At 38.8% G+C, this 12464-nt stretch carries 10 protein-coding genes and 2 pseudogenes; 3 read left to right on the top strand and 9 right to left on the bottom strand.

Annotation, left to right across the window (positions count from 1 at the left end; translation table 11 throughout):
- Positions 1 to 69: 69 nt before the first annotated feature.
- Entirely contained in the window at positions 70 to 969 is a 900-nt protein-coding gene (crtR, locus tag HGR01_RS06425) for a beta-carotene hydroxylase (RefSeq protein WP_045869265.1), read from the top strand.
- A gap of 129 nt (positions 970 to 1098) precedes the next feature.
- Here the strand turns inward: crtR and HGR01_RS06430 are convergent.
- From HGR01_RS06430 to recN, 3 genes and pseudogenes are all read right to left on the bottom strand, one after another.
- Positions 1099 to 1197, bottom strand: a pseudogene (locus HGR01_RS06430) (type II toxin-antitoxin system HicB family antitoxin); the annotation flags it as partial.
- A gap of 1 nt (position 1198) precedes the next feature.
- On the bottom strand, positions 1199 to 4267 hold the full coding sequence (locus tag HGR01_RS06435; protein WP_045869646.1) for an NACHT domain-containing protein: 3069 nt from the start codon (positions 4265 to 4267) through the stop codon (positions 1199 to 1201).
- A gap of 162 nt (positions 4268 to 4429) precedes the next feature.
- Entirely contained in the window at positions 4430 to 6175 is a 1746-nt protein-coding gene (gene recN / locus HGR01_RS06440) for a DNA repair protein RecN (RefSeq protein ID WP_045869264.1), read from the bottom strand.
- A gap of 549 nt (positions 6176 to 6724) precedes the next feature.
- Between recN and HGR01_RS06445 the strand changes: the two genes are divergently transcribed.
- A complete protein-coding gene (locus HGR01_RS06445) occupies positions 6725 to 8794 on the top strand; it encodes an ABC1 kinase family protein (RefSeq protein ID WP_081583947.1) in 2070 nt (689 codons plus the stop codon).
- Positions 8795 to 8863: 69 nt separating this feature from the next.
- Here the strand turns inward: HGR01_RS06445 and HGR01_RS06450 are convergent, their stop codons facing one another.
- Positions 8864 to 9199 (bottom strand): type II toxin-antitoxin system HicB family antitoxin, encoded by a 336-nt coding sequence (locus HGR01_RS06450; RefSeq protein WP_210403080.1) that lies wholly within the window; start codon positions 9197 to 9199, stop codon positions 8864 to 8866.
- Positions 9199 to 9458, bottom strand: a pseudogene (locus tag HGR01_RS06455) (type II toxin-antitoxin system HicA family toxin). The gene HGR01_RS06450 and the pseudogene HGR01_RS06455 overlap by 1 nt, the downstream one beginning before the upstream one ends.
- Before the next feature lie 167 nt (positions 9459 to 9625).
- On the opposite strand from HGR01_RS06455, the gene HGR01_RS06460 reads away from it, so the two are divergent.
- Positions 9626 to 9850 carry a hypothetical protein gene (locus tag HGR01_RS06460; protein WP_045869262.1) on the top strand — a complete coding sequence of 75 codons (225 nt, stop codon included), beginning with the start codon at positions 9626 to 9628 and terminating at the stop codon, positions 9848 to 9850.
- Here HGR01_RS06460 and HGR01_RS06465 read toward each other — a convergent pair.
- The 4 genes from HGR01_RS06465 to HGR01_RS06480 form a co-directional block, all read right to left on the bottom strand.
- Positions 9833 to 10240, bottom strand: a complete 408-nt coding sequence (locus HGR01_RS06465) for a hypothetical protein (protein ID WP_045869261.1) — start codon at positions 10238 to 10240, stop codon at positions 9833 to 9835. The two genes, HGR01_RS06460 and HGR01_RS06465, sit on opposite strands and share 18 nt — an antisense overlap.
- 12 nt (positions 10241 to 10252) lie before the next feature.
- Complete coding sequence (locus HGR01_RS06470) at positions 10253 to 10954, bottom strand: papain fold toxin domain-containing protein (RefSeq protein ID WP_228045336.1); 702 nt, start codon at positions 10952 to 10954, stop codon at positions 10253 to 10255.
- 260 nt (positions 10955 to 11214) lie between these two features.
- On the bottom strand, positions 11215 to 11505 hold the full coding sequence (locus tag HGR01_RS06475) for a hypothetical protein (protein ID WP_045869260.1): 291 nt from the start codon (positions 11503 to 11505) through the stop codon (positions 11215 to 11217).
- 14 nt (positions 11506 to 11519) lie between these two features.
- A complete protein-coding gene (locus HGR01_RS06480; protein WP_045869259.1) occupies positions 11520 to 12461 on the bottom strand; it encodes a hypothetical protein in 942 nt (313 codons plus the stop codon).
- Between the last annotated feature and the right edge of the window lie 3 nt (positions 12462 to 12464).

Below are 12464 nucleotides of genomic sequence, written 5' to 3' on the forward strand. Positions count from 1 at the left end.
TTTATAAAAGTTTATTATTCACTAATCTTTGTCGTATATTCGTAATGTTTGATAAATAAGGAGATTAGAATGCTCACGTCGGAGGCACAGAAGCCACTGACAGTCCCACCCAAGGAATTTTTAGCGCCTGCTGGTGATTTTAGTGCCACAATGCTGCTGTTTTTTAGTGCAGTGGCAATGCTAGTGTTATCTAACTTTGGTTACTGGCTGTGGGAATGGCCGCACTGGCTATGCTTTAGTGTGAATACTCTAGCACTGCATTGTTCTGGGACAGTGATTCACGATGCTTGTCATCAATCTGCCCATCGCAACCGAGTTATCAATGCAATGTTAGGTCATGGTAGTGCGCTGATGCTAGCTTTCGCATTTCCGGTATTTACGCGAGTGCATTTACAGCATCATGCCCATGTTAATCATCCTAAAGATGACCCAGATCATTATGTCTCGACTGGCGGGCCTCTGTGGTTGATTGCAGTACGATTTTTGTACCATGAGGTATTTTTCTTTCAACGGCAACTGTGGCGTAAATATGAGCTACTGGAGTGGTTTATTAGCCGCTTGATTGTAGGGACAATTGTTTATATCTCAGTGCAATATCACTTTTTGGGTTATATTCTCAATTTTTGGTTTATACCAGCATTTATCGTGGGCATAGCATTAGGATTATTCTTTGATTATCTGCCCCATCGCCCATTTGTAGAGCGCGATCGCTGGAAAAATGCTCGCGTTTATCCTAACCCAATTCTGAACATTTTGATTATGGGACAGAATTACCACCTAGTTCATCATTTGTGGCCTTCAATTCCCTGGTATAACTACCAGCCAGCATATTATTTGATGAAACCACTATTAGATGCAAAAGGTTGTTATCAAACTTCCGGATTATTACAAAAGAAAGATTTTTTTGAATTTGTTTACGACATCTTTTTAGGAATTAGGTTTAACCACCACAAACAGCCTGAAAATTAACATGATATAACCATTTACAACCGACAGGCGATCGCGCTATATATTCTGAGTTATGGATGCGATCGCTCTCACTGGAAAAAGTTAAAAATTGACCTGCCGCATCAAGAACCCTCCGCGATGATGAAAAATCTATGCTACTTGCAAAGACTGTCCGAGAGTTTTTGGTTCAGGGAGAGATTCACCAAGTTCTAAAGCTGTTTCAATTAATAACTCTAGTACTTCTTGGGCTTCACACATCCTTAGAATTATCAGCTGTGGCGAGGTATTTAAGCAGGGGGAGTGTATCGTGAACTTCTTTGAAATTTCTGGCTAAGGCTTCCACTGCACTACTTCGCACATACCCATCATCATCAGCAGTAGCCAAGTCTTTGAGGAAGGTAAGGGTGTCGGGGTCTTCTTTGAAATTTCTGGCTAATACTGAAACTGCGATATGTCGCACAACTATATTACTATCAGCAGATGCCCAGTCTTTGAGGAAGGTAAGGGTTTCGGGGTCTTCTTTGAAATTGTTGGCTAATAATGACACAGCTAAACGTCGTACATGTCCATGATCATCAGCAGTAGCGCAGTGTTTAAGAATGACCAGGGTATCAGAATCTTCCTTGAAGTTTCTCGCTAACGCTAACACTGCTGCATATCGCATAACCGCACTATTATCAGTAGCGAGGTGTTTCATGAAGGGGAGGATGTCGGGGTGTTCTTTGAAATTGCTGGCTAATGCTTGTACCACTCTAATTCGCACATTTTCATCATCATCAACAGTGGCTTGGTGTTTTAGAAAGGGGAGGGTGTCAGGGTTTTCTTTGAAGTTGCTGGCTAATGCGTCCACTGCTGCACTTCGCACATCTGAATTATCATCAGCAGTGGCTTGGTGTTTGAGAAAGGGGAGAATGTCAGGGTTTTCTTTGAAGTTGCTGGCTAATGCGTCCAATGCTGCACTTCGCACATCCGAATTATCATCAGTGATGCAAAGGTGTTTGAGGAAGGAGAGGGTGTAGGGATCATCTTTCCAGATTGTTGCAACTGTAATGATTGCTTGGGCGCGAATTTCCCGAACTAGCTGGATATCTTCATTATCTCCCTTACTGTCATAGTAGTAAGGCAGATCATATTTGATTAAGTCCTTGAATTGCTCAAGTAATTCATCAGCCGTTGACTTAATCACCTGACGGTTTCTAACTTCTACTAAACAATAAGCCGCTAAAAATAAGTTAACAAGTGTTCCTTCCTCCACATTTATATCTATTAAATAGTTGATAATTTCTAATGTAAAGTGGTCATCAATCATTCCGGCAATTAGCCGCAATACCTCATGCCAAGTTTCATCTTGCCAGTGTTTTCCAAAAACTTCAGTCTTTAGATAATCAATTGTAATACTGCGTTCTTTTTCAAACTTCCAAACAAACTTCCAAGCACAGAAATATTCCAAAAATGTTCTATGCACAAAAGCATAGTAATCTGCACCCAAGAAACATAACATAAAGTTGCGAGTCCGCAGTTGATTAATCATCACCCGCGCAGCTTCTCTGGCTTGACTGACTTCTATAGTTTTGAGATAGTCAGTCAAAATCTTAACTAAATCATCTTCTTTAATTAAATTACCAGCTAAACCTTTGTCGCCAGTTTGCATATAATAAGCAACCTGACGCAGCATCGCTTGCTTATCTTTATAATCAATAGTTTTAGGATCTATTCTTTTATCTTCCACCAAAGCGCGTTCTACATCCCATTGATGTAACAGTACCCGCGATGCTTGGTTATAAAGTTCCGCTCTATCTCTGGGCAATTCCTGATTACGATTGAGAATCGCCATCATCGTCAACAATAGAGGATTCCCCGCTAATTCTGTAATAGCTTTGGAAGTTTCAATTCCTCTTTGCAATCGTTCCCGTTTTCTAACTTTATCTGCTACATCACTAAAAGTTAACTCATGCCAACGGTAAATAAAATCTTGAATTTGTGATGAGTCTAAATCTTGCAACATGAAATGATGAAATTGAGCATCGCGCAATCGTTGCGGTTTATAGCCAATCACGCGAGAAGTCACAATCACCTGCACGTTAGGATATTCATTGGTGAAGCGATGAATAGCTGTAATTACATCCTCACGCTTACCAGGGTCAAATACTTCATCTAAACCATCAAACATCACCAAAGCATTACCAGCCTTTAGCTGTGCTTGCAATTGATGCTGATTGAGGTGAGAAATTGCACCAGGACTTTGATGAAAGAACTCTAAAAAATTCTTACAATGTCCGTCATCAGCATTTCGCATATAAGCGCGTAGTTCAATTAGCAAGGGAATTGGTGGTAACATAAATCCCGGCTTGTTGAGTGGATCGAGAGTTTTTTCTACCCAATCCAAAGCTAAATACTGCAATAATGTAGACTTGCCTGCACCAGGATCACCTAAGATGACTATATATTTATAAGTTTGCAGCTGTTTAACAATATCTAATACTGAACTTATCGGTTGTTCAAAATAAACTCGTTTGTATTTTTCTAATTCTTCTAAAGCAATTTCTTCTGCTTCTACTTGTTCACTGTCTCGCAGTCGCCGCAAATGTTCTTTCGGTAGTTCGTGAATTTGGGGTAAGACTTGGTGAATTTCTCGCACATTTTGCGGGGTAAATATTGACCATAATCTCAGTTCGTTATAGGCGTATCCGCTAGTATCTAAACTATCTAGTTTTAAGTTGACATAGCGCTCACGAATTGCTTCTTGATATTGCCGCAAGTCAAATTCTGGTTTAATCCCTGCTATTTCTTGAGTATTTTCCTTTATTGCTTCTAGGTTTTGTGAATCTAGCAACTCGCGTAAATCTTTTGATTCAGCTAAAATCTGTTGGCATTTTCTCAGATAATTATCAGTCACTAATTGCCAGTTAAATCTAGCTGGTAAAGCTGGTAAATTCAAACTCTTCCAAGTTGATTCTAGAGTTTGATAATCTAGCTCATCACAATCCGGCTCAAAAGCTTTACCGAGTATTTCTTTAACCGACTTGTGGTAAATAAATTTTTTGAGTGGTTTATCAAATTTCTTGATGTCTTCTTCAGGAAGCTTGCGAAACTTTAACTCATCTTCTAGCAGTTGCAAAAATTCCTTGAGTGCTTTAGCAATAGCTTTCTGAATTGGTTCTTTCTTAAAGAAATCAGGAACGCTGTTAAAACGGTCTTTGAAAAAATCTTTGGCGTAGTCCTTAGCTAAATCTTGAGCAAATTCTGAGGTCAGAATATTTTTGACCAGAAATCCCACAGTATTACTTGCTACCCAGCCAACTAACCATTCCACTATCATACTTGCGCCTGCTAAAGCTACTGATTACGAGTATATACACCAGCCTCAGCTATTTTTCCCAATATTTAAGATTAAAAAAATCACATAGAGAAAGCGATCGCAATTACATCGCCATTACTATGATCCGCCACCAATACATCTAATTATCAATTCTGGATTTCTTTAAGATTTCTCGCGCCGATGATTGGCAGCTTGCAATAATAGAGATTCGGCAAAAGCGATCGCATCCGTGGCTGATTTACCGCCAGCTAATTGCGCTAGTTCATCTCGGCGGGTAGTTAAATTATCCAAGGCGGTGACGCGGACGACGGTACGCTGCTCGCTGCTGCCATTGTTCTCTTTTTTACCTTTGCTTTGATTAATAATTTGCTTATCTACCCGGAAATGCCTATCTGCCATTGCTGCTACTAAGGGTTGGTGAGTCACACACAATACCTGTGAGCGTTGGCTGAGTTGGTGTAATTTCTCTGCGATCGCTTGGGCGACTCTTCCGGAAACACCTACATCGATTTCATCAAATACCATTGTCCCGGCTGCATCAGCTTGAGATACACAAGCTTTCAGCGCGAGTAAAAAGCGGCTCATTTCCCCACCGGAGGCAATTTCTGTTAAAGGTTGTATTGGTTCGCCGGGGTTGGGACTAAACATAAATGTAATTTTGTCTGCACCTGTAGCGGTGGGCGCAGTGGGCACAATCTCTACTTTAAACTGCACCTTTTCCATTGCTAGGGGTTTGAGTTCCGCGATTAATCTCGACTCTAATTTATTAGCGGCTGTACGACGCAATTGCGTTAACTGGTTACAAGCTTGAGTTAGCTTTGCTAAAGTTGCTTGTTCTTGCTGTTCTAAGCTTTCAATTGATTGTTCGCTGTCGTTGAGTTCAGCTAATTCACCTTGGATTTTTTGGTAGTAGGCGATCGCTTCTTGCAGAGTCGGGCCATATTTGCGGCAAATCTGCTTTAATTCCCGAATGCGTTCTTCTACTTCCTCTAAACGCTGGGGATCTGCTTCTAAATCTTCGCCATAGGCATTAATTTGCCTTGCTACTTCCATTAATGTAGCTTGGGCATCTCGGACTAAATCTAACAATGGTTGTAGCTGGCTATCATATTCCACCATGTCGTTTAAGGTGGCTTCGCTATCTCCTAATAAATCTGCGGCGGCTGGAGTTTCGTTATCGTTTTGATACAAAGCCTGATAGACCTTGTAACTCATTTGTTGTAAATCTACAACATGATTGAGGCGTTCGCGTTCTTGTTGTAGCTGTTCAAGTTCGCTCGGATCGTTGAGGTTGACTGCGCCTAATTCCTGCACTTGATAGGTAAGTAAATCTAGTTGCTGCAACCGTTCCCGTTCTGATGTCCGGCGTTTTTCTAAGGCTAAATGTGCTGTTTGGTACAAATTAAATAAATTGGCGATCGCTTGACGCTGCTGCATTAAAGAGTCGCCACCATGTAAATCTAACCAATCGCGGACTTGGGCGGATTGTCCCACTTGTACAGTTTGACCTTGGGCAGTAATTTCCACAAGGCGATCGCGTAGCCCCACCATCATCTGCCGATTCACCAACACACCATTTACCCGCGATCTACTGCGGACATTACTCGCAGTGGCGGCGATTTCTCGGCTAATGACTACAGAATTTTCATCTATGGAATCTATTTCTTGTTCGCTTAACCAAGCGGCTAAGGAAGCGTTAGATTTAAAAGTAGCTTCTACCATCGCCCGACTAGTGCCAGTGCGAATTACTCGACTAGATACCTTACCGCCTAAAGCTGCATCAATGGCATCTAAGATAATCGATTTTCCTGCGCCAGTTTCACCTGTTAATACATTTAAGCCAGCGCCAAATTCTAGTTCGAGTTGGTCAATTAGGGCAAAGTTTTCAATTCGCAGGCAAAGCAACATCAAGCCAAATTCTCCATCTAGGCAGATGCCGAATACTTCCAACTTTTAGGAATCTAGGCATGAGCCACTACTATAGAAGTAGCAGACCCATATAAGTGTAGCAAACCTAGTACAGTTACGCGGAATTCGTAATTTGTAATACCCTTCGGGAAGCGCAAAGCGCTACGTAATTCGTAATTACCTTTTTATAAGGGTTATAGCTTTTCAATGGGAAGTTTATTTTTGCCTTAGTGTACTAGTAGTCTACCCGATTGATTTTGAAAGGTTGCGGTTGTTCAGATCCCCGACTTTTTGAAAAAGTCGGGGATCTATGACCTCTCATAATTCAATAGCTGAAATTCTCTTTTGAGGATGAGGTTAAACAACAATTTTTCTTTCAATATATAGAGATGTCAGCAAATCTCGTGGTTTGCTATTATTACAATCCAATTTCTAGGGATTGAGGCAACTGGAACAAGAAAACCACTTGTTCTAACTAAATTGGGGTGCTGGAAACAAAACATATTGTTACAATACTTAACAGAATCAATTCGACCGGTGCCATTCTTCATGATTGCGAAAACACTTCCCCCCACTTCCCGACCGATCGAGGAGGACAATCGCGGTAGCAACAACCGCCGCGATGAGGTATATGTTGCTGAAGTTGTGTCCGAAAATGACACACAAGGCTTGGTTGTTAAATCGCCGAGACTGATAGCAGCTCAACAGCAAAGAGCATTGAGGGCACCAATTGACACTGAGATGACACGTTACGATCCAGTGGAGATTGCAGCGCATTATCAACAAAGACCTCTAGAAGTTTTTGGGCGGATTCTTGCTGTCTTATGGCCGACACTCTCCTTTGCTTTGGGGTTGTGGTGGGATAGCAAACGGGGAATTGTCGTAAAAAATGACCGCCGCCGTGCCGCGCAACTAAGAGAATTATTAACTAAACTAGGGCCTGCCTATATCAAAATTGGCCAGGCTTTGTCTACAAGACCAGATTTGGTTCCCCCCGCATTTTTAGAAGAACTTACCAAACTACAAGACCAATTACCACCTTTTCCTAACGAGATTGCTTATCAGTTTATTGAAGAAGAACTCGGCGCACCGCCAGCAGAAATATATAGTGAACTCTCACCACAACCAATTGCTGCGGCTTCTTTGGGACAAGTTTATAAAGGGAAGCTGAAAACTGGTGAGGAAGTCGCAGTTAAAGTGCAGCGTCCTGACTTAAAAGAAAGAATTACCGTTGACTTATATATATTACGTGGCCTAGCTGGTTGGGCGAAGAAACAGTTTAAACGAGTGCGAAGCGATTTAGTCGGAATTCTGGATGAATTAGGCGATCGCATTTTTGAAGAAATGGACTACATACACGAAGGAGAAAATGCCGAGCGTTTTTTCCAGTTATATGGTCACATGAAAGACATATACGTACCGAAAATTTACTGGGAATATACCAATCGTCGCGTTTTGACGATGGAGTGGATTAACGGCATTAAATTAACCCAAACGCCAGAAATTAAAGCTAAAGGTATAGATGCACGTTATTTAATTGAAGTCGGTGTCCAGTGTTCATTGCGTCAACTGCTAGAACATGGATTTTTCCATGCTGACCCCCACCCAGGTAATTTATTAGCCACACTGGATGGTAAATTAGCTTATCTCGACTTTGGGATGATGAGCGAGATTCAGCCACCCCAGCGTTATGGTTTAATTGAGGCGATCGTCCACGTTGTGAACCGTGACTTTGACGGTTTAGCTAAAGACTACGTCAAGCTAGATTTCTTATCACCCGAAACAGATTTAACGCCAATTATTCCCGCCTTCGCCAAAGTTTTTGCAGAAGCTCAAGGTGCAAGCGTTGCAGAGTTAAATATTAAAAGCATCACCGATGAACTATCGGCTTTGATGTATGAATATCCCTTCCGCGTACCTCCCTACTACGCTTTAATTATTCGCTCTTTGGTAACACTAGAAGGGATTGCAATATATATAGATCCCAACTTTAAAGTTTTGAGTGAAGCTTATCCTTACGTAGCGAAACGTTTATTAACAGATCCAGCACCAGCGCTCAGAGCATCTCTGCAAGATTTACTGTTTAAAGAAGGTAGATTTCGTTGGAATCGCTTAGAAAACTTATTAAAAAATGCACGAGGTAATGAAGACTACGATTTAAATTTAGTAGTCACTCAAGGGCTAGATTTTCTCACCTCTGAACGTGGCGGTTTTATTCGCGACAAATTGGTAGATGAATTTGTTAATGGGATAAATGCTTTAAGTCAAAATGTCCTGCATAACTTCACCTATTTACTCCGCGAACAAGTAGGAATCACAGCAATTAACGAAACTCCAGCCGCCACATCTGAGCAACAACAAACCTTAGAGCATATCAAACGAATTTTAGGTATTCTCCGCGATACCCGTGGCTTTGATCCATTGCAGCTGGCTCCGCAACTGGCACAATTATTAGTAAATCCCGGAGTACAGCGTTTAGGTCAACAAATTACTAATCGTTTGCTGCAAAAGGCTTTAACTAAGTTAATTCGCGATTTATTAGCAACAGAAGAAGTTAATCAGACTCCAGATAGTAATTTAGCCAAATCTGAGAGATTATCTTTACCTGCACGAGTATAAAATTCTTTGTTTTTTAAAACCCTTGCTTTCAATCTTTTTGATAGAAGCGAGGGTTTTCTTTTTTAGAAATTAGGTATTAATTACTTTATCCGCAGCAATAGTTAAGATTTCATCCATCCAAGCATTTATACTTTTACCAGCTTTTTTCGCAGCAATAAATATTTTTCTATGGTGTTCTGGAGTTGTACGGAATGGAAGTTTACCTGAGAAAGGTTTATCAGGTTCCTCTCCTAGTTCTTCACAAAAAGCCAGATAATCATCAACAGAGTTTTGAAATTCTTGACGCGCTTCATCTACAGTTTTTGCTTTAAAGGTAATCACGTCATTAATATCTAGAACTTGACCAAAAAGTATTCCTGCTTCTACATCTACTTCTAAGCTAGCGGTGTATCCTTTATAAGTCATCATGGTTCAATTCCTGCTTTAATTAAAAATTCCCTAACAGATTTGACTGCTCCTTTATCTGTTTCATTTTGAGGATGCGGTTCGTGAAAACAGCTTTCACATCATTTAATTTGACACGAACCCGCGAACCTCTACCTTGAGTAATATCAGCACCTAGTGCTATGAACAAACTTTCAATATCTTTCCAAAGAATATTAGATGGTACAGGATTAGTAAAAATTAACTCTAAAATTTGACGTTGTTTGTTATTAAGATCCATTTCATAAATACAATTACAGCCATCTTAAGGTTAAGTTGGATATATTAATTATTCAATGATATCATAATATGATATCATTGAAATATAAAAGCGATCGCTTGTTCTAAAATAGTAGTGCGATCGCTCTATATTAGATGTAGCAGCAAAAAATTAAAGTTATAAATTATATGTCTAGTTATCAAGAAGTATTAAATCAAGCTCAAAGTCTCACACCTGAAGAACAAATACGCCTAATTGAAGACTTATCAAGATTAATTCGTCAACAAATGATCGTGAAATCTCAGCCAAAGCGTAGCATTATAGAATTGCGTGGATTGGGTAAAGAAATTTGGAATGGTATTGATGCTCAAGAATACGTCAATGAGGAACGTGATTCATGGAATAGGTATTAATGAATGCTTACTTTCTATAACTTGTTCTTGATTAACTTCTTCTCTCGTAGCACTTTCACCATTACGGAATTGCTCAAATAATTCAAAAAAATTATTTAATGCATCTCTTTCATCCGCAGAATAGAAAAGAATAATACTATCCCATCCATGCGAAGAGGTAATCTTAAATCTTGTTTGTATCCAATCTTGAAATTGATTAAATTTAATCTCTTGTTGAGTTGGCGGTAAGCCTAAATCTTCTCTAGAACTCATGTACCCATCTAAAAAAGCTCTCAACCGAGTAATTGAGTATTTACCTAAAAATATTCCCGGATTTCGTTTAATTTTATCTAACATCTCATAGAGATATTCATTAAGAGTTATAGTAATTGTCTGGTTATTGTTTAGCATAATCTTGAATAATTAAAAATTTTCTTCTGTAATTTGGAACTGCTGACCGGAATATAATTTATTATAAAATTGTAAATTACCTAGCCATTGTTCTCTCGTGAGTCCATCAGGATGGTGATTATCAAAAATTATCTCCACTTCATTTATTATAATGGCAATACATTGATGACGACCGTTAAGAGAAATTGCATCTCCTGATAAACTATCATCATAAATATAACTATTACGCCCTATTGCTGAACCTGTATAAAGTTTTATCCGCTTTCCAGAAATTCCTTGTGATATTAAGTAATCTTGCATAGCTTGAGCGCATTCAACACATTCAAGATTTTTATATTTTCTAATTATTTCTTTAATTTGATGGATTTTCTCAATACTTATAGTCAAAATTTTTACTATAAACTCAACTGCGATTAATGATTTTATCACTAAGGCAATCGCTTGTTGCGGAAGTGCGATCGCCTTACAGAAAACCTCAAAAAAAGCGATCGCCTGTTGTGGAATAGTAGTGCGATCGCCTTGCAGAAAACCGTAACGGAAAAGCGATCGCCTGTTGTGGAAGAGTAGTGCGATCGCTTTGCAGAAAAACTCAAAAATCAAGCGATCGCCTGTTGTAAAAGAGTAGTGCGATCGCCTTACAGAAAACCTCAAAAAAAGCGATCGCCTGTTTTGGAAGAGTAATGCGATCGCCTTGCAGATAACCTCAAAAATCAAGCGATCGCCTGTTGTGGAAGAGTAATGTGATCGCTTTGCAGAATATCTTAAAAATCAAGCGATCGCCTGCTGTGGAAGTGCGATCGCCTTGCAGAATACCTCAAAAATCAAGCGATCGCCTGTTGTGGAAGTGCGATCGCTTTATTTAAGTATAAATTCTTAATAAATCTGCTTCTGTTCGAGTTGCCAGCATTTTGTATATCACATTGAACAATAATATCAAGATGCATCATATTCACTTTCAATAAATTGTAGCTTACCTACCGATTATTCTGTGGTAGCTGTTTTTCTAAATTTGTGACTTTTGTTTCTAAATTTGTGACTTTTGTTTCTAAATTTGTGACTTTTGTTTCTAAATCTCTAATTTTTAATGCCTGAAAGACTGTCATCATAAACATGATAGAAATTGCAGCCAACGTAACTAGAATATAGGAGTTTTTGAGTGCGGAGTAACTATTTGCACGTCCGTAAGACTTAGTAACTGTATAATCAACCTTTTCATAATCAACCTTTTCATCCATATCGCCATAGTTTTGGGGTTCATTAGACATATCAATCTCCTTTTTTACCTGCTTAATAGATATGAAATTACAGGTCTGATATCATCTGCGCTGTTCCCATTTACACAAAAAACTTTTGTATTTATATTTCTATTTTGTTGGAAACAAGCTTCAGATATATTATTAATTATTGTTTCAAATCTAAATATAGCATATTCTTGAGCGTTACAAAAATTTGGTAATGCGATATGTCCATTATCAATTAACTTCTCAATCAGATCTATTTTATTAATTAAAAACACAACTTTTTGCAAATTATTACTATATAGCTCATTAAAAAGTATTTGTAATAGTCCATCACCTATATAACTCTCGTGTTCCCTAACTCTTGAGTCTATTTTACTTATTCCATCTCCGTCACTTAGCCACTGAAGTAAAGCCTCATCTTCAAGAAATTTTCCATGTTCGTCAGTTCTTCTAGGCACAAGATCCACAATAAATATAATCGCATTAACTAATCGGCTACCTTTAGAACCAGCAAAATATTGCGGGATGTCTGTTATTACTTGATTAGGCTTTTGTCCTTTATAGTCAGCTATTTCTACATCAACATTATTATTATTTTTTTTATCTATTGTTTCGACGTTTGTTTCGACGTTGATTCCGTAGTGAAAAATATCAAAATATTCAGTTGATTTAATCTGACTATTGCTAGTTTTATAAACTTTAAATATAAATGCAGTCTTTCTAAAAGTAGTTTTGCCAGATCCAGGACGACCAAATATTAAAATTCGATAGATTGATTTGTTGATGAATAAATTATTGACCCTGGAGTTTATTTCATCTCTGATAGGTGTCAATAAACATACTCCTATAGGAGTAAGTATAAACAACGCCAAAGCCATAGCAGCTTCCGCATTGTCTGGGAATGTAACAATTATCCAACATCCAACAGAAATTACAATAACTGCGAATATAATAATAACACCTATGCTCTTAATGCTCATAAT

This window comes from Tolypothrix sp. PCC 7712, assembly GCF_025860405.1.
In the GTDB taxonomy this organism is placed as follows: domain Bacteria; phylum Cyanobacteriota; class Cyanobacteriia; order Cyanobacteriales; family Nostocaceae; genus Aulosira; species Aulosira diplosiphon.

Excerpts from the sequence above, each read along its gene's own strand:
- crtR (WP_045869265.1), top strand. The coding sequence starts at position 70 with ATGCTCACGTCGGAGGCACAGAAGCCACTGACAGTCCCACCCAAGGAA.
- HGR01_RS06435 (WP_045869646.1), bottom strand. The coding sequence starts at position 4,267 with ATGATAGTGGAATGGTTAGTTGGCTGGGTAGCAAGTAATACTGTGGGA.
- recN (WP_045869264.1), bottom strand. The coding sequence starts at position 6,175 with ATGTTGCTTTGCCTGCGAATTGAAAACTTTGCCCTAATTGACCAACTC.
- HGR01_RS06445 (WP_081583947.1), top strand. The coding sequence starts at position 6,725 with ATGATTGCGAAAACACTTCCCCCCACTTCCCGACCGATCGAGGAGGAC.
- HGR01_RS06450 (WP_210403080.1), bottom strand. The coding sequence starts at position 9,199 with ATGACTTATAAAGGATACACCGCTAGCTTAGAAGTAGATGTAGAAGCA.
- HGR01_RS06460 (WP_045869262.1), top strand. The coding sequence starts at position 9,626 with ATGTCTAGTTATCAAGAAGTATTAAATCAAGCTCAAAGTCTCACACCT.
- HGR01_RS06465 (WP_045869261.1), bottom strand. The coding sequence starts at position 10,240 with ATGCTAAACAATAACCAGACAATTACTATAACTCTTAATGAATATCTC.
- HGR01_RS06475 (WP_045869260.1), bottom strand. The coding sequence starts at position 11,505 with ATGTCTAATGAACCCCAAAACTATGGCGATATGGATGAAAAGGTTGAT.
- HGR01_RS06480 (WP_045869259.1), bottom strand. The coding sequence starts at position 12,461 with ATGAGCATTAAGAGCATAGGTGTTATTATTATATTCGCAGTTATTGTA.